The 23,438-nt window shown below is 30.1% G+C and carries 23 protein-coding genes; 11 read left to right on the top strand and 12 right to left on the bottom strand.

Going from position 1 to position 23,438, the window contains the following annotated elements:
- Positions 1-6: 6 nt before the first annotated feature.
- Positions 7-1,314, bottom strand: a complete 1,308-nt coding sequence (gene ahcY, locus LPB302_RS10330) for an adenosylhomocysteinase (RefSeq protein WP_053973623.1) — start codon at positions 1,312-1,314, stop codon at positions 7-9.
- 63 nt (positions 1,315-1,377) lie between these two features.
- Here ahcY and LPB302_RS10325 point away from each other — a divergent pair, with 63 nt between their 5' ends.
- The 4 genes from LPB302_RS10325 to arfB are packed head-to-tail and all read left to right on the top strand — an operon-like array spanning position 1,378 to position 3,641.
- Positions 1,378-2,004 (top strand): 4'-phosphopantetheinyl transferase family protein, encoded by a 627-nt coding sequence (locus tag LPB302_RS10325; protein WP_053973624.1) that lies wholly within the window; start codon positions 1,378-1,380, stop codon positions 2,002-2,004.
- Positions 2,005-2,035: 31 nt separating this feature from the next.
- Positions 2,036-2,668: a nicotinamide riboside transporter PnuC gene (gene pnuC / locus LPB302_RS10320; protein WP_053973625.1), complete on the top strand. Its 633-nt coding sequence runs from the start codon at positions 2,036-2,038 to the stop codon at positions 2,666-2,668.
- On the top strand, positions 2,629-3,231 hold the full coding sequence (locus LPB302_RS10315) for an AAA family ATPase (RefSeq protein WP_053973626.1): 603 nt from the start codon (positions 2,629-2,631) through the stop codon (positions 3,229-3,231). Before pnuC ends, LPB302_RS10315 begins: the two co-directional genes overlap by 40 nt.
- Before the next feature lie 5 nt (positions 3,232-3,236).
- Complete coding sequence (gene arfB / locus LPB302_RS10310; protein ID WP_053973627.1) at positions 3,237-3,641, top strand: alternative ribosome rescue aminoacyl-tRNA hydrolase ArfB; 405 nt, start codon at positions 3,237-3,239, stop codon at positions 3,639-3,641.
- A 10-nt stretch (positions 3,642-3,651) separates the two neighbouring features.
- Here the strand turns inward: arfB and LPB302_RS10305 are convergent, their stop codons facing one another.
- On the bottom strand, positions 3,652-4,827 hold the full coding sequence (locus LPB302_RS10305; RefSeq protein WP_053973628.1) for a BamA/TamA family outer membrane protein: 1,176 nt from the start codon (positions 4,825-4,827) through the stop codon (positions 3,652-3,654).
- Positions 4,828-5,184: 357 nt separating this feature from the next.
- Here LPB302_RS10305 and LPB302_RS10300 point away from each other — a divergent pair, with 357 nt between their 5' ends.
- Positions 5,185-7,536 (top strand): TonB-dependent receptor, encoded by a 2,352-nt coding sequence (locus LPB302_RS10300; RefSeq protein WP_053973629.1) that lies wholly within the window; start codon positions 5,185-5,187, stop codon positions 7,534-7,536.
- A 54-nt stretch (positions 7,537-7,590) separates the two neighbouring features.
- Here LPB302_RS10300 and LPB302_RS10295 read toward each other — a convergent pair whose 3' ends face one another.
- On the bottom strand, positions 7,591-8,058 hold the full coding sequence (locus tag LPB302_RS10295; RefSeq protein WP_053973630.1) for a hypothetical protein: 468 nt from the start codon (positions 8,056-8,058) through the stop codon (positions 7,591-7,593).
- Between the two features lie 356 nt (positions 8,059-8,414).
- Between LPB302_RS10295 and LPB302_RS10290 the strand changes: the two genes are divergently transcribed.
- From LPB302_RS10290 to LPB302_RS10280, 3 genes are all read left to right on the top strand, one after another.
- On the top strand, positions 8,415-8,606 hold the full coding sequence (locus tag LPB302_RS10290) for a hypothetical protein (protein WP_053973631.1): 192 nt from the start codon (positions 8,415-8,417) through the stop codon (positions 8,604-8,606).
- 24 nt (positions 8,607-8,630) lie between these two features.
- Positions 8,631-9,494, top strand: coding sequence for a sigma-70 family RNA polymerase sigma factor (locus LPB302_RS10285; protein ID WP_053973632.1), 864 nt, complete (start codon positions 8,631-8,633; stop codon positions 9,492-9,494).
- Between the two features lie 184 nt (positions 9,495-9,678).
- Entirely contained in the window at positions 9,679-10,959 is a 1,281-nt protein-coding gene (locus LPB302_RS10280; RefSeq protein WP_053973633.1) for an APC family permease, read from the top strand.
- A gap of 37 nt (positions 10,960-10,996) precedes the next feature.
- Here the strand turns inward: LPB302_RS10280 and truB are convergent, their stop codons facing one another.
- The 7 genes from truB to LPB302_RS10245 all read right to left on the bottom strand — a co-directional run bounded on the left by truB (position 10,997) and on the right by LPB302_RS10245 (position 18,365).
- On the bottom strand, positions 10,997-11,689 hold the full coding sequence (gene truB, locus LPB302_RS10275) for a tRNA pseudouridine(55) synthase TruB (RefSeq protein WP_053973634.1): 693 nt from the start codon (positions 11,687-11,689) through the stop codon (positions 10,997-10,999).
- Positions 11,690-11,701: 12 nt separating this feature from the next.
- On the bottom strand, positions 11,702-12,499 hold the full coding sequence (locus LPB302_RS10270; protein WP_053973635.1) for an undecaprenyl-diphosphate phosphatase: 798 nt from the start codon (positions 12,497-12,499) through the stop codon (positions 11,702-11,704).
- Positions 12,500-12,502: 3 nt separating this feature from the next.
- Positions 12,503-12,745, bottom strand: a complete 243-nt coding sequence (locus LPB302_RS10265; protein WP_053973636.1) for a DUF3098 domain-containing protein — start codon at positions 12,743-12,745, stop codon at positions 12,503-12,505.
- 4 nt (positions 12,746-12,749) lie between these two features.
- The gene (locus tag LPB302_RS10260) at positions 12,750-13,628 is read right to left on the bottom strand and encodes a cell division protein FtsX (RefSeq protein ID WP_053973637.1); all 879 of its coding nucleotides are present in this window, start codon (positions 13,626-13,628) and stop codon (positions 12,750-12,752) included.
- Between the two features lie 73 nt (positions 13,629-13,701).
- A complete protein-coding gene (gene mce / locus LPB302_RS10255; RefSeq protein ID WP_053973638.1) occupies positions 13,702-14,103 on the bottom strand; it encodes a methylmalonyl-CoA epimerase in 402 nt (133 codons plus the stop codon).
- Between the two features lie 66 nt (positions 14,104-14,169).
- Positions 14,170-15,591, bottom strand: a complete 1,422-nt coding sequence (locus LPB302_RS10250) for a DUF5689 domain-containing protein (protein ID WP_053975293.1) — start codon at positions 15,589-15,591, stop codon at positions 14,170-14,172.
- Positions 15,592-15,611: 20 nt separating this feature from the next.
- Entirely contained in the window at positions 15,612-18,365 is a 2,754-nt protein-coding gene (locus tag LPB302_RS10245) for a carboxypeptidase-like regulatory domain-containing protein (protein ID WP_053973639.1), read from the bottom strand.
- A 141-nt stretch (positions 18,366-18,506) separates the two neighbouring features.
- Here LPB302_RS10245 and LPB302_RS10240 point away from each other — a divergent pair, with 141 nt between their 5' ends.
- The gene (locus tag LPB302_RS10240; protein WP_053973640.1) at positions 18,507-19,562 is read left to right on the top strand and encodes an endonuclease/exonuclease/phosphatase family protein; all 1,056 of its coding nucleotides are present in this window, start codon (positions 18,507-18,509) and stop codon (positions 19,560-19,562) included.
- A 79-nt stretch (positions 19,563-19,641) separates the two neighbouring features.
- Here LPB302_RS10240 and LPB302_RS10235 read toward each other — a convergent pair whose 3' ends face one another.
- Positions 19,642-21,192 carry an Rne/Rng family ribonuclease gene (locus LPB302_RS10235; RefSeq protein WP_053973641.1) on the bottom strand — a complete coding sequence of 517 codons (1,551 nt, stop codon included), beginning with the start codon at positions 21,190-21,192 and terminating at the stop codon, positions 19,642-19,644.
- Positions 21,193-21,478: 286 nt separating this feature from the next.
- Positions 21,479-21,769: an HU family DNA-binding protein gene (locus tag LPB302_RS10230; protein WP_015481675.1), complete on the bottom strand. Its 291-nt coding sequence runs from the start codon at positions 21,767-21,769 to the stop codon at positions 21,479-21,481.
- Positions 21,770-21,910: 141 nt separating this feature from the next.
- Here LPB302_RS10230 and mutY point away from each other — a divergent pair, with 141 nt between their 5' ends.
- A complete protein-coding gene (mutY, locus tag LPB302_RS10225) occupies positions 21,911-22,954 on the top strand; it encodes an A/G-specific adenine glycosylase (protein ID WP_053973642.1) in 1,044 nt (347 codons plus the stop codon).
- A 40-nt stretch (positions 22,955-22,994) separates the two neighbouring features.
- Positions 22,995-23,429 (top strand): single-stranded DNA-binding protein, encoded by a 435-nt coding sequence (locus LPB302_RS10220; protein ID WP_053973643.1) that lies wholly within the window; start codon positions 22,995-22,997, stop codon positions 23,427-23,429.
- Positions 23,430-23,438 lie beyond the last annotated feature (9 nt).

Below are 23,438 nucleotides of genomic sequence, written 5' to 3'. Positions count from 1 at the left end.
ATCTTTTTAGTATCTGTAATGTTCAGGTTTATATGGCCCTTCTTGAGTAACACCAATATAATCTGCTTGATCTTTGCTTAACTCTGTTAACTCAACACCAATTTTAGCTAAGTGTAATTTTGCTACTTTTTCATCTAAGTGTTTTGGTAACATGTATACTTTATTTTCATAAGCATCTGCATTGTTCCAAAGTTCTATTTGCGCTAAAGTTTGATTTGTAAATGAATTAGACATTACAAAACTTGGATGCCCAGTTGCACAACCTAAGTTTACTAAACGTCCTTCTGCAAGAAGAATAATATCTTTACCATTAATGTTGTATTTATCAACCTGTGGCTTAATTTCTACTTTTTCGCTATTGTTGTTCAAGTAAGGTACATCAATTTCATTATCAAAATGACCAATGTTACATACAATAACTTTGTCTTTCATTGCTTCAAAATGCTCACCTCTTACAATACCTTTATTACCAGTAGTTGTAATTACAATATCTGCATTTGCAACAACAGTTTCTAATTTCTTAACTTCAAATCCATCCATTGCTGCTTGTAAAGCACAAATTGGGTCAATCTCTGTTACAGTTACAATAGAACCAGCACCTTTAAAAGAAGCAGCTGTACCTTTACCAACATCTCCATAACCACAAACTACAACTCTTTTACCTGCTAACATAATATCTGTTGCTCTACGAATTGCATCTACTGCAGATTCTTTACAACCATATTTGTTATCAAATTTAGACTTGGTTACAGAATCGTTAATGTTGATAGCTGGCATTGGTAAAGTTCCGTTTTTTACTCTTTCATAAAGTCTATGAACTCCTGTAGTAGTTTCTTCTGATAAACCATTAATACCTTCTGCTAACTCTGGATATCTATCTAAAACCATGTTGGTTAAATCTCCTCCATCATCTAATATCATATTTAGTGGCTTTTTATCTTCACCAAAAAATAATGTTTGTTCTATACACCAATCAAATTCTTCTTCGTTCATTCCTTTCCAAGCATAAACTGGTGTACCTGTTGCAGCAATTGCAGCTGCAGCTTGATCTTGTGTAGAGAAAATATTACAAGAACTCCAAGTAACTTCTGCACCCAAAGCTTGTAGAGTTTCTATTAAAACAGCAGTTTGAATTGTCATATGTAAACAACCTGCAATTCTAGCTCCTTTTAAGGGCTGAGAATCTCCATACTCTTCTCTTAAACTCATTAAACCTGGCATTTCTGCTTCTGCCAATTCTATTTCTTTTCTACCCCAATCAGCTAAAGAAATATCTTTAACTTTAAAAGGTACGTATGCTGTATTTGTGCTCATATTATGTATATTTATTGTCTAATTTTATCGATTGCAAAGATACAACATCATTTTCTAAAACCTATGCCTCTTTACAAAACTATAATAGTTTCACCAACCACTAAAGTCTTCATTTGGAAGATAGAAGAAAGTTTAGAAACACTAAAAGCAAAAATTTCTTTAACCGATAAAAACGAAGCTAGGTTAAATTCTATGAAATCTGAGTTACATCAAAAAGGTTTTTTATCAATTAGGCATTTGTTAAAAGAGGTAGATTTAACAGATTCAGACCTAATTTATGACGAATTTGGGAAACCTCATTTAGCAGATGATAATTTTATTTCTATTACACATTCTTTCAATTTTACTGCAATTATTTATTCTAGCGAAAAAGAGGTGGGTATTGACATTGAAAAACAACGAGATAAAATCTTAAAAATTGCGCATAAATTCACTCCTTTTGAAGAGTATAAAACCATTGCAAACGATGATGCCTTAATTCGAAAATTAACCATTGTTTGGGGTGCAAAAGAAAGTCTGTATAAAATTTATGGTAAAAAGAAGTTGCTTTTTTTACACCATATTTACGTAGCTGATTTTAAATTTGACAACGCAAAAACAACAGGTGAAATTCGTTTTAATGGTGATGTAGCCTCTTATGATGTCTCTTTTTTAGAATTTGAAGGGTTTACTTGTGTTTACGCATGCTAACTTACCCAATTAATTGATCTAATAATTTCAAATGTCAGATATTTTCGATTTCCTTTTTGGCCAGTACAAAGGCTATTCAACCTTAGATACAACTCTAGAGATTATTGCAGTAATCTTTGGATTTTTATCTGTTTGGTTCTCTAAACAAAATAAAATTTGGGTATTCCCAACAGGAATGGTTAGCACAGTTATTTTCGTATATCTGCTTTTAAAGTGGGAACTTTTAGGTGACATGATGATTAATGCCTACTATTTTATAATGAGTATTTACGGTTGGTATATTTGGACAAGCAAAGTTGATGAAACACATGTTACTCCAATTTCTAGAACCAGTAAAAAAGAAAAAACAACTTCTATTTTTATCTTTTTAGGTACACTTATATTTGTTTATTTAGTTTACACAAATTTTGATAAATGGACTTCTTGGGTGGCTTATGTTGATACTTTTACAACAGCCATTTTCTTTGTAGGTATGTGGTTGATGGCAAAACGAAAAATAGAAAATTGGATTTTTTGGATTATTGGAGACATTATTTCTATACCTTTATACTTCTATAAAGGTTTTACCTTTACCAGCTTTCAATATTTAGGATTTACATTTATTGCCATATTTGGCTATTTAGCATGGAAGAAAAGCTTAAACAAAAACCCATTAACATTGTAAAGATTGTTTTATTTGGCCCTGAATCTACAGGAAAAACAACCCTTTCTAAACATTTAGCTCGCTACTATAACACAGTTTGGGCACCCGAATTTGCACGTGAATACCTCCAAAAAAAATGGAATAACGAACGTAAAACCTGTGAAGCAAAAGACTTATTACCTATTGCAATTGGGCAAATGAAGTTGGAAAACAAACTTGCTAAAAAAGCAGATAAAGTTTTAATTTGTGATACAGATTTATTAGAAACAAAAGTGTATTCTCAAGAATTTTATGGTGGTTTTGTTGATGAAAATTTAGACGAAGCTGCAAAAACTAATAAATATGATTTATACCTGTTAACCTACATAGATACACCTTGGGAAGAAGACGATTTAAGAGACAGACCAGAACAAAGGCTAGAAATGTTCAATGCTTTTGAAAAAGCGCTAAAAGAACATAATTGTAAGTATATTTTATTAAAAGGCGATAAAGAAACACGACTTAAAAAAGCGACACAAGCAATTGATAATATTATTGCTGTAAAAGAGAATTTACATTCTTTTTCTAAAAACATCAACAACTAGTAGTAATGCATTCATCAGAAATTATAAAAGAACTAAAGTTTAAAGCAATTAGAAGTTCTGGTGCAGGTGGTCAGCATGTAAATAAAACCTCATCTAAAATAGAACTTACATTTGATTTAGAAAACTCGCTTGCATTATCTGATAAAGAAAAGGAAACACTGAAAGAAAAATTGGCTTCTAAATTAACCAAAGAACATCAACTCATTATATTTTGTGAAGAAACCAGATCTCAACATAAGAATAAGGAGTTAGCTATAAAACGTTTTTTAGGGTTGCTGAAAACAAGTTTAATTAAACCTAAAAAAAGAAGACCTACTAAACCAAGTAGATCTTCAATTTTAAAAAATGTTGAGAAAAATAAACGTAATTCTCTAAAAAAGGCTTTGCGTAAAAAACCGAGATTAGATTAATACCTAAAGCCTAATAAGCTTCAGCAATATTTACGTAAAAGTTTCCATCTGTATTGTTACCAGATCCAAAATCGAATCTAATATTTAATTTTTCTTTCTTATCTAACATAAATCGTAAACCAACCCCATAGTTTAATTTTAAATCACTTAAACTTAAATCTTTAGATTTATTAAAAACATCTCCTGCTCCTAAAAAAGCAACCATACCAAATCTACTATCTTTAAACGTTTTTCTATACTCTACTTGAGCTGCCAATAAATTTTCTTCTATGTATCTACCTTCTATATAACCACGCATCATTTCTTCGTTTCCAAAAAGTGCCAATTCAGATAAAGAAGCATCTCCATTAGCAAAATGACCAATGGCTTGAAAAGCTAAAACATCATCATTTTTGCTAGAAATTTTCATGTAATGACGCAAATCAAAACGAGTTAATTCAAATTGATGCGTTCCTCCCAAAGCAGTTCCATAATAACCTTTGGTTAACTCCATGTACCATCCTTTAGAGGCATTTAAAATGTTATCTCTACTGTCATACAAAGCTGCAAGCTCAAAACCAACAGAAGTAGAACCATTAAAACCTGATGGTTGAGTTGTAGCTAACAAACCATTTTCTTCTATTTTTGTATCATAAATTTTGTTATACCTAACTCCACCACCCAAAAATAAGTAACGTGTAAAAGCTTGTTTTAATAAAATTGGTTCAAATAAAAATTGATAGGTATCGTAAATTTCTTCATTCTCTTCTGGTGTGTTTTGTCCTATTCCATAATATAATCTAGGATAGTTTTGAAATAATATATTACCAGAAATTACCCATTTTTCCTGATTGGTAAATATCTCAAATCCAGAAAAAATAAAGAATTGACTGTTTAGTGTATAAAGCAAAGAAACAGGCATATTAGAGGTTCTTGTTTCTTCTCCACTTCCTTTAAATTTAAATAAATACTTTGCTCCTACTCCAAAACCAAGGCTGGTTTCTGGTGAATAACTTATAATAGGTGCTGTAATAATTTTTGATAAGTATAAAGTTGAATCTTGTGCAACTTTCTTTCTATTAGGATAAAATGTAAAATATTCTACAAACTTATCTATGCCACTTTCGTTTTCTTTTTCCTGTGATTGAGCAGGAATGCTTAGTGCTAGAAAACAAATAAATAGCACTATTTTTTTATATAATTTCATTGGTTGGTGTATTAAGTAAAAGAAAATTGTTTAAAATTAAGCTTAAACAAAACACTTTTAATTGCATAACAAATTTATTTAATACAAATAGCAATCATGTGCTTTATTACGCAATTTTGTACACCATATACAAATAGAAAAAAAAGCAATTTTATATTTCATATTATATTTTTAGCACTTAATTTTGCAGCGTTCTCAAAAGGGGTGCTGTAAAAAGCTGAGATCATACCCAATGAACCTAGAACAGGTAATGCTGTTTAGGGATGTTTAACAAAGTCATTTTTTAATGACGAAATAATTATTCACTATTAATTACAAGAATAATTACCTCTTTTTATTCGTTTTAAATTTTTTAAAATGAAAAAAACTATCATTTTTTTATTCTTGTTTGCAAGTATACTTGTAAACGCACAGTCCTACCAACTTACAGGGAAAGTTGTAGACCAAAACAATGAACCTTTAGCAAATGCAACTGTTTATGCAAAAAATCTAAAAAGAGGTACCACTACAAAAGCAGATGGTACCTACCTTTTAAATTTGCCAAAAGGAGAACATTTTATTCAAGTTACTTATTTGGGTTACAAGAGTTTTTTACAAGGAATTGTTATTCTAAATCAAAATGTAACTGCAGATTTTACATTACAGAATGAAGACACTGTTCTAGATGAAGTTCTAGTAAATGCAGTAAGGGTTAATGCAGACATTCCTGTTACATTCTCTAACCTATCTAAGAAAGAAATTGCAAAACGTAATTTGGGGCAAGACATACCTATCTTACTAAACTATTTACCATCTGTAATTTCATCATCAGATGCAGGTGCAGGTATAGGTTATACTTACATGAATGTACGTGGTTCTAATGGAGAAAGAATTAATGTAACTGTAAATGGAATACCTTATAATGATGCTGAAAGTCATGGAACTTTTTGGGTGAATTTAGGAGATTTTGCATCTTCTACAGAGAACTTGCAATTGCAAAGAGGAGTTGGTACATCAACCAATGGTTCAGGTGCTTTTGGTGCAAGTTTAAACATTTTAACAGATGCTGTTTCTGAAGAAGCTTATGGAGAAATTTCGAATTCTTTTGGCTCTTTTGGTACTCGTAAACACACTGTAAAATTTAGTACTGGTAAAATAAACGATCACATAGAGATTGCAGGTCGTTTGTCTGATATTTATTCTGATGGATATGTAGATAGAGCATTTACAGATTTAAAATCTTACTATTTACAAGGAAGTTATTCTGATGAAAATACACTTATAAAAGCAATTACTTTTGGTGGAGAAGAAAGAACCTACCAATCTTGGTTTGGATTAGATGCTACTCAATTAGAACAAGACAGAAGACAAAACCCATATACTTATGAAAATGAAGTAGACGATTATGGACAAAACCATTATCAATTGCATTGGAATGAGCAATTAAATGATAAATGGAGCACTACTTTAGGTTTAAACTACACTAAAGGTTCTGGATTTTTTGAACAATATAAACCTGGAGAATCTGCTGCAGATTTTAATAATTTAATAGTAGATGGTAGTGATGTTATTGTAAGACGTTGGTTAGATAACAATTTTTACGTAGCTAACTTTAATACCAATTATAAAACAGAAAAGATTAATTTAATTACAGGAATTTCATACTCTAATTATACAGGAGATCATTTTGGAGAAGTTATTTGGGGTTCTGATTTAGCACCAAATACAGAAATTAGAGATCGCTATTATTTTTCTGATGCTACAAAAAATGATTTTTCATTATTTGCAAAAGCAAACTTTTATATCTCAAAAAAATTATCTGGTTATGCAGATTTACAAGGGCGTTTTGTGTCTTATAGAACACAAGGTTTAACTTCAGATAGAGACCCTATAAACGTAGATGCTAATTTTGATTTTTTCAATCCTAAATTTGGTTTAACCTATAATTTAAATGCCAATAATAATTTATATGCTTCTTTTGCAGTTGCAAATAGAGAACCAAACAGAAATGATTTTGAAAACGGAGTTTCTACTCCAGAAACTTTAAATGATTTAGAATTAGGTTGGCGTTTAAACAATGGTAAAGTAAAACTAAACACCAACATCTATTATATGGATTACAAGAATCAGTTAGTTTTAACTGGTGCTTTAGATGATGTAGGAGCTCCAGTAAGAGAAACATCTGGAAGTAGTTATAGATTAGGTTTAGAAATAGATGCAGACATTCGTTTTACTGATAAATTTTCTTGGAAACCAAATGCAGCCTTTAGTACCAATAAAAACAGAGACTTTTTTGTAACTAGAGATGGTAATACTACTCCTGAATTATTAGGAAATACAGATATCTCTTTTTCTCCAAATGTAATTGTAGGTAATATGTTTATCTATAATCCAACAGAGAAATTACAGTTAAGTTTGTTATCTAAATATGTAGGTGAACAATTTTTAAGTAATTTAAGTAGTGCAATATCTACTAACGATGTTTTAGAAAGCTACTTTACAAGCGATATTAATATTGTGTATACAATTACACCAAATAAAATATTCGATTCAATTACCTTAACAGCTTTAGTGAATAATATTTTTGATACTGAATATGTAGATAGAGGTTATTACTATACATATGATGATGATTTTTCTGTTCCAGGAACTGTAACTACAGTAGATGGTGCAGGGTATTACCCACAAGCTACTAGAAACTTTTTAATAGGTGCTACTTTAAGATTTTAGCATAAAAAAAGGGAAGTTGTACAACTTCCCTTTTTAATTTCACTTTATATGTTACTACTTAGTAATATAATCTTCTACTGTTTCATTCAATTCTTCTCTTAAATCATCGAACTTTTCTACAAGTTCTTCCATGTTCTGCTTAACGTTATCTAAAGGTTCATTCTTTTCATTAATCAGTTTTGTATATTCTTCTTGCACATCTTCTATATCTTCTATAACCTCTTCTGTTTTTAATGATGTTGGTATAGAATTAGACAAATTTGCAATTGGGTCATTTAAGTTTTCTAAACTAGTCATTGGCAAATCAAAATCTGTTTCTTGTAAACCTTTTAAAGTTTCGTTTGTTGCATTAAAAGATGTCCACCCATTAATTCTTAAAGCATCCTCGTCATTAGAGTTATAAAATACTGATGTACCATCATTTAAATCTAAATTGTATTCTTTTTCTTTCTTAGCATCACAAGCCACAAGTACTATAGAAGCCATGGCTAAAATTGCTGTAAATCTTTTTATCGTTTTCATAATCTTTTCGTTTACTATTTAATTAGGTTACAAATGTACGCTCTCATTATAGTTTTAATTAACCCAAACCATTGCATTTTTAACTCGATTAATAAATTTAAAAAAATAATCGTTTTTTAGTCGTTTTTGGTCAAAAATGAAGAAAAAAGCTCATTTTTTAGCAAAAACGGCTTATTTTTTGTAATTTTGAGATCTATGAAAATTAAAGCGTACAAACAGTATTTTATTTCTTCAACTTATAAAGCTGCTGTACCATTTTATTCCTCTGCCTTCTAGCTTTTCTGCTAACTGGTAAATTATTATGTATTACTTATTAATAAATGAGCGCAATTTTTTGCGTTCTAATCATTACTGTTATGAAAATTATTGAAATAAAACGAAGTACAAAACAAGAAAAATATTACTCATCTGCAATGGGTATTTTAAACTCTAAAGTAATCTATATAAAAAAACATGTATTAGGTTTTCCTGTTAAAACCCTACATAAATATAGAGAAACGTATTATGGAGAAGTGAAAGACTGTGGAGATTGTAATTTATTTATTTAAGAACTTAAAAATTAAAAACTATATATGAGACAACTAAAAATTGTAAAGCAAGTAACCAACAGAGATACCAAATCATTAGAAAAATATTTTCAAGAGATTGGAAAAATAGATTTAATAACTGCTGATGAAGAAGTAGAATTAGCATTAAAAATTAAAGCTGGTGATCAAAGAGCTCTAGATAAATTGGTAAAAGCTAACTTACGATTTGTTGTTTCTGTAGCAAAACAATATCAAAATCAAGGTTTAAAATTATCAGATTTAATTAATGAAGGTAATTTAGGTTTAGTAAAAGCAGCAAAACGCTTTGATGAAACTAGAGGTTTTAAGTTTATATCTTATGCAGTTTGGTGGATTAGGCAATCAATAATGCAATCTTTAGCAGAACAATCTAGAATTGTGCGTTTACCATTAAATAAAATTGGAAGCATCAGCAAAATAAACAAAGTGTATTCTAAATTGGAACAAAGAAATGAGAGAATTCCTACTTATGTAGAAATTGCAAATGAATTAGATACCACAGTTAGAAATGTGTCCCAATCTATGAGAAATTCTGGTAAACATGTTTCTATGGATGCACCTTTTAGAGAAGGTGAAGATTCTAATCTTTACAATGTCCTAAAATCAGATGAATCACCAAGACCAGATAGAAATTTAATGAAACAATCTTTAGATATTGAAATAAATAGAGCTTTAGAAACCCTTTCTCATAAAGAAGCTAAAGTTATAAAAATGTTTTTTGGTTTAGGAAATCACACAGCTTCTAGTCTTTCAGAAATTGGTGAAACTTTCGATTTAACCAGAGAACGTGTAAGACAAGTAAAACAAAGGGCAATAAGACGTTTACAAAACAAATCTAGAACAGAAGTTTTACGTTATTATTTAGGCTAAAATAAAAGTTTACTCATAAAGTTTAGGATGCTAAAATGTATATATATTTTTATACGTTTTAGCATTTTTATATTGAATAATAGGCAAGAATTAAGAACATTATCCTAAATAATTTACTCTAACTTTAAGTTATAAATTATTAAATTGCACAGAAAGATATACAACAAATTATAACACACAAAGTATGAGTGCTAAAATAGATCTAAAAGATGCCATTTTTATTGGTATTGGAGGCATGGTTGGTGGTGGTATATTCGCTGTTCTTGGTTTAGCAGTATCTTTAGCAAAAGGAGGTACACCAATTGCTTTTTTGTTTGCAGGGATTATAGCTTTGCTAACTGCTTATTCTTATGCCAAGCTCTCTAAAAAATATCCAGAAAATGGAGGTACAGTTCGTTTTGTGCATCATCAGTTTGGAAATGGAATATTTGCAGGTGGAATTAACAACTTACTTTGGATTAGTTATATAGTAATGCTGGCCTTGTACGCTTCTGCTTTTGGTGCTTACAGTGCAGAACTTATATCCATAACTAGTAATAATGAAGTTGATATTAAAATCTTTCAAACAGCCATAATTGTGTTAGCCCTTCTTATAAATTATCTGAGTATTAAACTAGTTAGCAGAATAGAATCTGTTTCTGTTGTTGTAAAACTTATTATTCTAATTGCTTTTATTGCAGTAGGTTTTTATGGAATATACCAAAATTCAGAAAATCTAAATCAACTTACTCCAGAAAACTGGGAAGCTCCAATTCTATTACTTTCTGGAGGTATGGTTATTTTTGTTGCCTATGAAGGTTTTGAGTTGATTGCCAATTCTATTTCAGATTTACAAAATAAAGAGAAAAACACAGAAAAAGCATATTTTGGTGCTGTTGGGTTTGTAGTAATTCTGTATATACTCATTGCTATAGTAACCATTGGAGCTCTGCCTTTTGATACTATTGCAAGTGCAGAGGAATATGTTTTAGCCAAAGCAGCAGAACCTACTTTAGGAAAAATAGGGTTTACCATCATAACAATAACAGCCATGATATCTACCTTTTCTGCTATTAATGCTACTGTTTTAGGTAGTGGAAGAGTAAACTTTGATATTGCTAAAGATGATGAGCTCCCAAAATACTTCAGTAATTCACTTTGGGGAAAACCAGTTGGCTTTTTAATTACAGCAATTTTAGCTATAGCTCTTGTAAATACTATTGATTTAGAGAGTATTTCTACTGCAGGTAGTTCTGGCTTTTTATTAATTTTTACTATTGTAAATTATATTGGCTACAAAAAATACAAGACCCTAAAGTCGAATAAGTTTATTCACCTTTTTGCAGCAATAATTTGTGCTATTGCTTTTGCAACCTTGTTATTACAGCAGTTTGCAGAAAACAAAATTGGTGTTTTTAGTGCACTAAGTATAATTGCACTCAGCTTTTTAGTTGAATTCGTTTACAAAAGCACCTCTAAAGTTTAAAGAAATCAATCCTAAAAATTAAATCAATTTTACAAAACTACTCAGCTTTTAAATTTTCAATAAAACCTTCAATAGATTCTGCATTATCTACAGAAAAATCTCCAATTTTGGTTCTTCTTAAAACTGATAAATGCGCTCCAGAATCTAAAGCCTTTCCAAAATCATACGCCAATGATCTTATGTAAGTTCCTTTAGAACAAACTACTCTAAACTCAACATTTGGTAAAGCTATTTTTGTAATTTCAAATTCAGAAACAGTAACTGTTCTCGATTTTATTTCAGTGGTTTCACCTTTTCTAGCTAATTCATATAAACGTTTACCATCCTTTTTAATAGCAGAAAAAATAGGTGGTTTCTGATCAATATCACCAATAAATTTTTGGGTGGTTTGATTTAATAAATCTTCTGTGATATGATCTATAGAAAACGTTTCATTTACCTCTGTTTCTAAATCATAACTTGGTGTAGTTGCACCCAAGGTAAAAGTTCCTGTATATTCTTTAATTTGACCTTGATAAGTATTTATTTCTTTGGTTTGTTTACCTGTACAAATGATTAATAAGCCAGTAGCTAAAGGATCTAAAGTACCTGCATGACCTACTTTTATTTTTTTAAGGTTAAAACGCTGTTTTATGTGCCAACGTATTTTATTTACAGCCTGAAAAGAGGTCCAAGTTAATGGTTTATCAATCAGTAAAACTTGTCCATTTTTAAAATCTTCTTCTGTCATCAAATACTGAGTTTATGCCAAAAATAAAGCGTAACCTATAGCTATAAAACCTACAATTGCACAGTATAAAGAAAAGTAAGATAATTTGCTTTTTTTGACTAAAGCAATCATCCATTTACAAGCTAAAATTCCTGCTAAAAACGCTGCTATAAAACCTGCAATTATAGGTAACATTTCTGAAGATTGAAAATTTAAATCGCCACTTAAAACGTCTTTACCTATTTTACCAAATATTAAAGGTACAACCATTAAAAAAGAAAAACGTGCAGCTTTTGTTCTATCAATACCTAATAAAACTGATGTTGAAATAGTTGCACCAGATCTAGAAATACCTGGTAACATTGCAATAGCTTGCGAAATACCAATAATTACAGAGTTTGTAAAGGATACTTCTTTATCGGTGTTTTTGGCTTTATCTGCTAATAATAAAAGTATTGCTGTAACTAATAGCATTACACCCACTAACAATATTTTACCTCCAAAAAAGGCCTCTAGTTGCTCTTCGAACAACAAACCAACAACAACTGCTGGCAACATAGAAATTATAATTTTTAATGAGAATTTTGTTTGGTCATTCCATTTGAATTGAAATAATCCTTTTAAGATTTCTGCAACTTCTTTTCTAAAAATTACCAAGGTGCTTAATGCTGTTGCAAAGTGTAAAACAACAGTAAAAGTTAAACTTTCTTCTGGCACAGAAGTATCACCTAAAATAGCTTTTGCTAACTCTAAATGACCACTAGAAGAAACTGGTAAAAATTCTGTTAAACCCTGAATTACACCAAGAACTATAGCTTCTAAAATATCCATAATTTATTTTTTAGGATCTGCTAAAATTGCGTAAATCTCTATTGCTAATCCTATAATTACTAAAGTTGGTGCTAAACGAATTCTCTGCCAATTGTAGATTTCTTCATTAAACACATTTGGATCATCACTACCTCCACCAGACATAAAAATAAAACCTGCAGTAATAAACACAATACCTATAAGCATTATGATATAATTTCGTTTACCAAATAAAAATTCTGGCTTTTGCTTTACTTTATTTTTCATAATATTAATAATATAATTCGTCTGTTTGCAAATTTAAAAAACGTTGTGTTGCAAGGAATGTACTGATCCAAGTAATAATCAGAGAAGATATAATTACGATGCCAGAAATATAGCCTAAAGTAATATAATCTTCTAAAAAATTTATGGCTGGTATATACTTATCTAAATAGTAAATAATAACTGCAATACCCATTAATGCAATTAGTGCACCCAATAAACCTAATTTTAAACTTCTGAAAATAAATGGTCTTCTAATAAAGCTTTTAGTAGCTCCAACCATTTGCATGGTTTTAATATTAAACCTTTTTGAATAGATTGATAAACGTATTGAGCTGTTGATTAATATCATTGCAACCAAGGCAAAAAAGCTACTTAAAACTAATAACCAAAAACTAATTCGTTTTATATTTTTTGTCAGTAGATTTATTAGTGGTTTATCATAAGAAACATCCGCTACAAAAGCATTTTTTTGAAATCTTTGTTCTAATTCTGCTACTTTTTCTGGTGTAACATAATCTGCTTTTAAGTAAATATCTACACCATTTTTTAGTGGATTTTCTCCTAGAAATTCTAAAAAATCCTCTCCTATTTGCTCACTAAATCTTTTTGCAGCTTGTGCTTTACTTGTATAAATAGCCTTTTTAGTAAATTCTTCTTCTAGTAAAGATTCTCTAAAAGTTTTAATCTGTTTTTGAGTAACGTTATCTTTTATAAAAAGAGTAATGGCAACTTTCTCTTTTACATAGTTAGCAACTTTAGTGCTTTTTAAAACAATTAAACTTAAAATACCCACCATAAATAGCACCAAAGCAATACTAATTACAACAGAAATGTAAGAAGATTGTAAGCGTCTTTTTTGATAAGAATCAAATTTTTTGGACATTGATTTTAAGGTTTAATCGTTTGCAAGATAATAATTAGAAATCAGTTGTTAAGAAGAGTTTGCAGTATTTTAACTATTTGATTTCTTGACACAATTCTATTAGTACTCCATTTGTAGATTTAGGATGCAAAAAGGCCACTAATTTATTGTCTGCACCCTTTTTTGGCTCTTCATTTAAAACGATAAACCCTTCTTCTTTTAAGCGCTTAATTTCACTTAAAATATCATCTACTGCAAATGCAATATGATGAATACCTTCACCTTTTTTTGCAATAAATTTTGCAATTGGGCTTTCTGGATTTGTAGCTTCTAAAAGCTCAATTTTATTAGGACCATTTTTAAAGAAAGAGGTTTTAACACCTTCTGATAAGACTTCTTCTACTTTATAATGTTCTTCACCAAAAAGTGAGGCAAATACTTTATTTGATTTTTCTAAATCTTTAACTGCAATACCTATGTGTTCTATCTTATTCATAGTGTAAAAATAAAAAAACCAGTAAAGAAAACTTTACTGGTTTTATATTTATTTAAAAAAGTAAGCTTATTGTGCTAAAACTTTAAAATCATCTATCATGTATGCTCCATCTAAAGTATCGTCATTACCTGAACCTGTTACTTTAAATCCAACATAAAGTGTACCTGTATATGTAGATAAATCTACTAAACCAGAATCTTTAAATGCGTACCAAGAATCACTTGGTACAGGTAAATTTGCAGAAACTGGCTGCCAAGTTGCAGCTGCAACATTAGAACCATCATAATCAGTAGAAACAAATAACTCTAAAGTATTGTCTACAGAATCTAAGTGATGTTGTGCTACTTGAAAGTTTAAAAACTCATTAGTTTGTGCATCCATATCAATACTTGGTGAAATTAACCAAGCAATATTTACATCATCTCCAGATCTAAAAGAACTAAACTCTGCATAACCATTTCCACTAAAAACTTGCTCTGTCCATAATTCACTTCCTTCTTCTGCGAAGTTAGTCCAACCTGGAAAGTTAAATGTAGAGTTGTCTACACCTGAATCGAAATCTTCTTCTACAATTACGCTAAAATCATTAATATCTAAAGGTGTACATCTTGAACCAGACATATCAACATCTGCATTGCTATTTAAAGCTAATACTAAATCACTACCATTAAAAGTTTTAGAGACTACACCTGCAATAGAACCACCACCTGCTGGTAATGTTGCGAATTTAAAGCTTGCAAAAGCAGAAGTTTCTAAAATAAAGGTTGTAAAACCAAAACCATCACAACTTTGTAATGTTCTTTGAGTATCAAATTGATCATTAGCATCTACATATGTTTTACCAGCTAAAGTAGTTGGAAACTGTGCATTATCAACCTGAATAAACATACCAATATGACTATCATTAATTTCTGAGAACTTAACACTTAATGGTACAATAGTTTCTGTATTAGATGATCTAAATAATTGAGTGTCTAATTGGTTTAAAGATAAATTTTCTACTTCATCACCATCATCGTTTTTATCACCACCAATTGTAGCAACTCCATCTCCAGAACGAACTTCACCAACATATAAACCATTTAATCTTACGTAAACTTCTCTACCAATATTAAATTTGTTGTAAGAATCTACCAACTCTAAAGCTACTTTAATTGCAGCTGTAGGATTTTCTGGTTTGTCTTGAATAAAAAACTCTTTGTAAAAATTACCTGTTTCATCTGATGATGTTACATAACCTTTTACAACAATGTTAGATGTAATTTCTGTTGCTTGCCCATTAACAACTAAGCCTGCTAAATTAGCAATAGAAATTTCTGTTAAACCGCTATTTGGGTCTGCAAGTTCTGCTTCTATTGTTTCAACTGCTGCATTTTCTTCTGCTCCTATGCTTTGAGGTACAGTAAAATCTCCATCCTCTACACAAGAAGTAAAAGATATACTAGCAACTAAAGCTAATAATAAGATGATTGTTTTATTTGTTTTCATAATTAATTTATTTAATATCATTAAAATCTTAAGTTCACATTTAAAAAGTACGTTGTACCTCTACCATACCAATATTTGTTTCCAAAAACTGGAGTATCTAACGCTTTATCATCTCTTAATTGTCTGAAGTTTGCGTTTCTTCCTTGCTCAAATCCACCTGATTTGTATTCTTCTCCAAATAAGTTATTTACTGTTGCAAAAACACTAACAAACTTATCTCCTATTTTCCAAGATTTACCTCCAATTAAGTTTACAACCATATAGTCATCAAACTTTTCTTGTTGTAATAATTCTCTTGCTAATTCTGGATCGTAATCGCTAAATGGTAAGCCATCTGCATCTTCATAGAAATTGGCAGATCTTGTTAATGGTGCTACATCTACATATGTATTTGTAAAGAAGTTGGTTGTTGCTCCAATCCACCAATAATCTGGGTCTCTATACTCAAAACCTACAGAGTATGCGTTTTGTGGTCCTGAAGCTAATTTGTAGTTTTCTAATAAAGCTACGTAGTTTTTAGATCTAAAGTTGCTATCAAAACCTCCATTGTCTGCAACATCTGATGTTAAGTATAAATCTGGATTATTACCATAAGTAAATTGCCCAATTGAAGCTGCACCTTTTAATTTAATAGTTGAAGTAACTTGTGCTTCTATACCTAATTCTAAACCTATATGATTTCTTTCTATACCAGATAAAACCTCTTGTACAAAAGCTGTATTATCTCCTCCAACACCATCTGCGAAGTAAAAAGAAATTTCAGTTGCATCTTGTACATTTGTATAATATGCAGTTAACCTTGATGTAATAATTGGACTTCTAACAATGTAACTTAAGTCTGTAGAGAAAACTTTTTCGCTCTGTAAATCTTCTACAATTGTATTGTTTTCTCTTGAGTTAGAAAAAGAGTTTCTAATAGTAGGTGCCTGTGTCATGTAGGCAACATTAGCATCAATTAAATGACGACCAGTAATCTTGTAAGTTGCACCAGCTTTTAAACCATAGTTTGTAAAATCTATCTTATCAGATAAACCTAATGAGTTGTTTACAAAACGCCCATTTTGATATAAACCTTCTCTTTGATGTGTAGTTCTTGTAACATTTACTGCTCCATAAAAATCTACTTTATTGTATTTAAATTGTGCTTGTGTAAAAGCGCCAATTACATCAGAATTTAGTTTGTAGTTGTATCTAAATGTATCTCCAACACCTACAATTCTATTAGGGTCTAATAAGTTATTTTGCATAGCATCCATAGTATCTGCGAAAGGATTTATGTCTAAATAACCTGTACCTCCCAACAAATCTATAACCTCTGCAAAACTATGAGAACGTAATCTTTTGTATTCTAACTTTGCATTTAGAGTGATATTATCTGTTAATTCTGAATTTAAAATTGAGTTAACTGTTAGTTGTTTATCATCATTTCTATCCTCATACAAAACATAGGCATTGTTTAAACCAGCTGCTCTATTTGTAATATTTGCATCAAAAATTCTATTCCAATCTAATTGACCATCGTTTTGAAAACGCTCTCTTGCTTCATAAGCGCCTTCTAAATCATCATTTCTTTCAAAGAAACTTGGTAAATATTGATAGTAAGTAGGACTAGGGTTTGCACCTCCATTAAAATCTAAACGACTGTTACCAATTTTTCCAAACTGATAAGCAATGTTTGTTTGTAGCGAAGTTTTATCATTCATGTCCCAATAATGGTTTAGCATAATGATTGGCTCTTCTACTTCTTTAATTCTTGAGTTTACTTTTCTATCGTTTAAATATCCCCAATAATCATTGTATTTAATCCCCTTTAAATCAAATACCTCTTGTGTATTTGGAGATGATTTACCTCTTCTGTTTGGTGTAAAGATTGATGTGAAATTCAAACTGTGATTATCGTTTATTTTCTTTTCTATAGAAGCAAATAATGAATAAGCATTGTAAGTTGTACCTTCATTAAAACCTTCTAAACCACTTCTTCTACTCCCAGAAAAAGTCATAGACCAACCACCTTCTAAAGTTCCTGTAGAATGTGTAGCCATAACTCTGTGCACATAACTTCTGTTAGATGAAGAGTAAGAAATACGAGTACCTGCTCTTTGCTCAGATGCTCTTGTATCTATATTTGTAGAACCTAAAACACCACCAAATGTATAGTTAGATGGTGATAATCCATTACTAAATTCTTGATTTCTTAAAACGTCATTTAAACCACCCCAATTGCTCCATTGAGCTCTTCCATCATACAACTTGTTCATTTCAATTCCGTTAATAAGCACTTTACCATTACCAGAATCTAAACCTTTAATTCTAAAGAAAGAAGAACTGAATTCAAAAGCAGCCGTTCTTAAATAAATATCTCTAGTTGCTTGCAATAAACCAGCAATATTATCTGCTGCACTTGCATCATCATTTAATTCATCGTCTGTAATTGTAATAAGACTTAAATCTTGATCTATAGAAAAATCTTTATATAATAAAATTGTTCCTAAATCAATAGAGTTACCAGAAAGTTCAACAGGAAAATTTTGAGCTTCATAACCCTCTAATTTAATTTGTAAGATGTAGCTACCATTACTTAGTTTTTCTAAAGTAAAAACACCATTTTGGTTAGTTTTTACAACGTAAGCACTGTTTTTGCTTACAGTAACAGAAACATCTTTTAAAGGTTTTTCAGAATCGCCATCAACAACAATTCCTTTTACAGTATTTTGTGCCTGCAACCCAATAATAAAGCAGCAAAACATTAATACTGTTAAAACAGTTTGTTTCATAAATTTTTTTTTAAATTTAAATAATATTAAATATTAATTTGGCGCAAAATTAACATATTTTAAGAAACCCTAATGTTAAAATAACATTATATAATTTTTGGCATCCAATTTGTTTTATAATATTGCAAAAAACTTAAAGAAATGAAAAATACACTATCTTTTTTAATGCTACTTTTTATGGTAGCTTTTACTGCACAAGCTCAAAAAAAAGGTAAACAATACAATATTAGAACTATTGCTTTCTACAACTTAGAAAACCTATTCGATACTATTAACGATACTACTATTAATGATGAAGCTAGCCCAATGATGGAGCTAAAATCGAATAGATCAAAAGTGTATTGGGATAAAATTGATAAGCTAGGTAGCGTTATTAAGCAGATTGGTGAGGATAAAGCAAATACATCTCCTGCATTAATAGGTGTATCTGAAGTTGAAAATTTGAGCGTTTTAGAAGATTTAGTAAAATCTAAAAACCTAGCCAAGAAAGGGTATGGAATCATACATTATGATTCTCCAGACAAACGTGGAATTGATGTTGCTTTACTCTATCAAAAAAGATATTTTAAACCTGTACATCATGAGGCCTTTAACCCTAACATTTATAGAAATGGATACAAAGTATATACTAGAGATCAATTATTAGTTTCTGGATATTTAGATGATGAATTGATTCATGTTATTGTAAATCATTGGCCTTCTAGAAGTGGTGGAGAAGCAAAAAGCAGACCTTTACGTGAAAAAGCCGCTTATCAAAACACAAAAATTATTGCTCAGATAAGAGAGAAAGAGCCAAATGCTAAAATTATAACTATGGGCGATTTTAATGACGACCCAACAAACTCAAGCTTTAAAGAAGTTTTAAAGACGAAAAGTGATAAAAGTGAGGTTGGTGATTTAGATTTTTACAACCCATATGAAGATTTACATAGAAGAGGTTTTAATACATTAGGGTATAGAGACAATATAAATTTATTTGATATGATTTTAATCTCATCACCTTTATTAGATAAGGGCAAAAAAGATTTTTCTGATTATAAAATGTTTAAAGCCATGATTTTTAATAAGCGTTTTTTAACCAACAGAAAAGGACAGTTTAAGGGCTACCCATTTAGAAGTTTTTCTTACGGAGGTTATACAGGTGGGTATTCAGATCATTATCCTGTTTACATGTATTTGATTAAAGAGAAACAATAACATTAGTTTTATTAAATAGAAAAACCCGCAACTAAAAAGTTGCGGGTTTTTTGATAAAAAATTATTGCCTTATTATATTTTAAGCTTCTTCTTTTACGGAAGTAAACTTATAATATAAATATGTGTAAGCGTCTCTAGGTATAATTGTAATCCACTTTTTGTGTTTTAAGTACCACTTAAAACGTACTGAATTTACTCCTTTAGTTAAATAAGCAGCAATAAAAGGATGAATATGTAATTGAATCTTTTTATTGGTTGATTTGCTGCGCTCTAATTTAGAAATGAATTTTTCTAAATCAGCCTCTATTTTATCTAATAAAACAATAGGAGCTTCTACTTGACCATCTTTATTCGGATTTGGCTCGGTAGTTTTTATACTTAACTCAGGTCTAACCCTTTGTCTTGTAATTTGCACTAACCCAAATTTAGTTGGTGGTAAAATTTTGTGTTTAGTTCTATCTAAAGCCATTTGCTCTTTCAGATGCTGAAATAGTTTATTTCTATTTTCAGCTTTATGCATATCAATAAAGTCAACTACTATAATACCACCCATATCACGCAATTGTAATTGACGTGCAATTTCTGTGGCAGAAATTAAGTTTACTTCTAATGCTGTATCTTCTTGAGAACCTGCTTTGTTAGATCTGTTTCCGCTATTAACATCAATAACGTGTAAAGCTTCTGTATGCTCTATAACTAAATAGGCACCTTTGCTCATAGAAACTGTTTTTCCAAACGATGTCTTTATTTGTCTTTCTATTCCATATTTTTCAAAAATTGGAACTGTAGATTTATGAAGCTTTACAATTTTTTCCTTTTCAGGATAAATTTCCTGTAAATATTCTTTTATTTCTACTTTCAAAGTTTCATCATTTGTTACAATATTTGTGAAGGATTCATTCATAACATCTCTTAGAATAGATGATGCTCTATTTAGTTCGCTCAAAATTTTAGTTGGAGTGTTTGTGTTAGGTATTCTCTTACACATTGTTTTCCAGCGATCTAAAGAATTTTGCAAATCTTTATCTAATTCTGCTACTTTTTTACCTTCTGCAACAGTTCTTAAAATAACACCAAACCCTTTTGGTTTAATGCTTTTCGCTAATCTTTTTAAACGTTCTTTTTCCTTAGGATCTTCAATTTTTTGAGATACAGATACTCTATTAGAAAAAGGAACTAAGACCAAAAATCTACCTGCAATAGACAATTCAGAACTTAATCTGGGTCCTTTTGTAGAAATTGGTTCTTTTACAATTTGTACTAACAGGTTTTGCCCTGTTTTTAGTACATCTTTAATACTACCGTCTTTGTTGATGTCTTCTTCCTTTCGAAAGTTTTTTAAAGTGAATTCTTTATACCTACCTGTGCTTACTTTCTTAATGAATGAGTTTAATGAGTTTACTTGCGCTCCTAAATCATGATAATGTAAAAAACCATCTTTTGGATAGCCAACATTTACAAACGAAGCGTTTAAACCTGTTAACACCTTTCCTATTTTGGCCAAAAAAATATCGCCAACAGAGAACTTGTTATCAGTTGTTTCATTATTTAATTCAATAAGTTTTCCATCTCTTAATAAGGCAAAATCAATATCAGATGAATTACTACGAATTATTAATTCTGTTTTCATACTGAACTGGTTTTAACACTGCACAATAATGTGCAGATGGATTAATATTGTCAGGTATTTATAATACCATTTGAGGTTTGTGTAACCTCGATGTCAATGAACTTGTAATTTTTTTTCGCTAAACAATAAACGAAAAAGTAAGCAAACGCTTACTTTTTCTTGTGTCTATTAGCTCTAGCTCTTTTCTTTCTTTTGTGCGTAGAGATTTTTGCTCTCTTTCTTTTTTTACCACTTGGCATAAATTCTAGTGTTTTGCAAACCTTTAACGGTTTAGATTAATACTTTGTTATTTAACAGCTACTTTATTTTTTACACCTTCTGTAAAAGTTTTAGCTGGTTTAAAAGCTGGAATATTATGAGCTGGAATCTTAATAGTAGTATTCTTTGAAATATTTCTACCAGTTTTTTCTGCTCTTGTTTTGATAATAAAACTACCAAAACCTCTTAAATAAACATTATCACCATTTTCTAATGCATCCTTAACTTCAGTCATGAATGCTTCAACTGTTGCTAAAACATCTGTTTTTTCGATTCCTGATTTATCTGAAATTTTTGATACGATATCTGCTTTCGTCATGTTTCTATTTTTACTATATTCTTAATTATTTTGTTTCAAAAATGCGGATGCAAATATATGATAATTAATCAATTCCGAAAACTTAAAGACTTAAATTTATGTGAATTTTAAAATGTAATATTGCAAATCTATTTTTTAAAAATGAAATTTTCTAACACTTTAATTTACTGGTACTTACAAAACAAAAGAGATTTACCTTGGCGTAAAACTAAAAATCCATATTTTATTTGGTTATCAGAAATTATGTTACAGCAGACAAGAGTTGCTCAAGGTTTAGACTATTACTTGAAATTTACAAGCAATTTTCCTACCGTTTTTGATCTTGCAAAAGCAGATGAAAGTACCGTTTTAAAAATGTGGCAAGGTTTAGGTTATTACTCCAGAGCCAGAAATTTACATTTTTCTGCAAAACAAATAGCTTTTGAAAATGGAGGGCAATTTCCTACTACATATAAAGATATTATAAAACTAAAAGGAGTTGGTGATTATACAGCATCTGCAATAGCATCTATAGCATTTAATGAACCTACAGCTGTTGTAGATGGAAATGTTTATAGAGTACTTTCTAGATATTTTGGAATTGACACCCCAATTAATTCATCTAAGGGAATCAAAGAATTTAAAGAATTAGCACAAAGTTTAATAGATAAAACGCAACCTGGTACATTTAACCAAGGTATTATGGATTTTGGTGCCATACAATGTAAACCAAAAAAACCTCTTTGCATGTTCTGCCCATTTTCTGAAAGTTGTGTGGCTCTGCAGAAGAATTTAATCGATGTTTTACCTGTAAAAGAAAAAAAGATAAAAGTTAAAAAACGCTACTTTAATTATCTTGTAATAAAAACAAAGGAAAATAAAACGATTTTATCAGAAAGAAAAGGGAAAGGTATTTGGCAGGGTTTGTATCAATTTCCATTAATTGAAAGTAATAAGATTCTTAATAAAGAAGAATTAATAGCATCAGAAGATTTCAATACACTTTTCCAAAATGATGTATCAATCTCCTTATTTAATAAAAAGGATATTGTTCATAAACTATCTCATCAGCATTTGTATACTCAGTTTTGGGTAATTGAAACAGACGAACAAAAAGCTGCAGATATATTATGGAATGAAATCGAAAATTTTCCTGTACCAGTTTTAATTGCTAATTTTCTTGAAGCGTATAAACCCAAAAAATAATCATTTTTTTTAGTACATTTGAGTAAGAAACAAACAAGCTATGGCAGGTACAATTAACAAAGTTATATTAATAGGGAATTTAGGTGATGAAGTAAAGATGCATTATTTTGATGATCAAAATTGTGTAGGTCGTTTTCCTATTGCCACTTCAGAAAGTTATACCAACAAGCAAACAGGAGAAAAAATTACAAATACAGATTGGCATAATATTGTGGTTAGAAATGGCCTTGCAAAAGTTTGCGAAAAGTATTTAACTAAAGGTGATAAAGTTTACGTAGAAGGTAAATTAAAAAACAGACAATGGGAACAAGATGGAGTAAAACGTTACTCTACAGAAGTTCAAGTAAACGAAATGACAATGCTTTCTACTAAAAGAAATGCAGAACCATCTAATACCATACAGCAAACTGAACCACCAGCAGCTCCTGCTAAAAACACTGTTGCTGAAGAAGAAAATGACGATTTACCATTTTAATTAATCAAA

The organism is Polaribacter dokdonensis, from assembly GCF_024362345.1.
Lineage (GTDB): Bacteria > Bacteroidota > Bacteroidia > Flavobacteriales > Flavobacteriaceae > Polaribacter > Polaribacter dokdonensis.
This window is presented reverse-complemented; position numbering and strand designations above follow the sequence as displayed.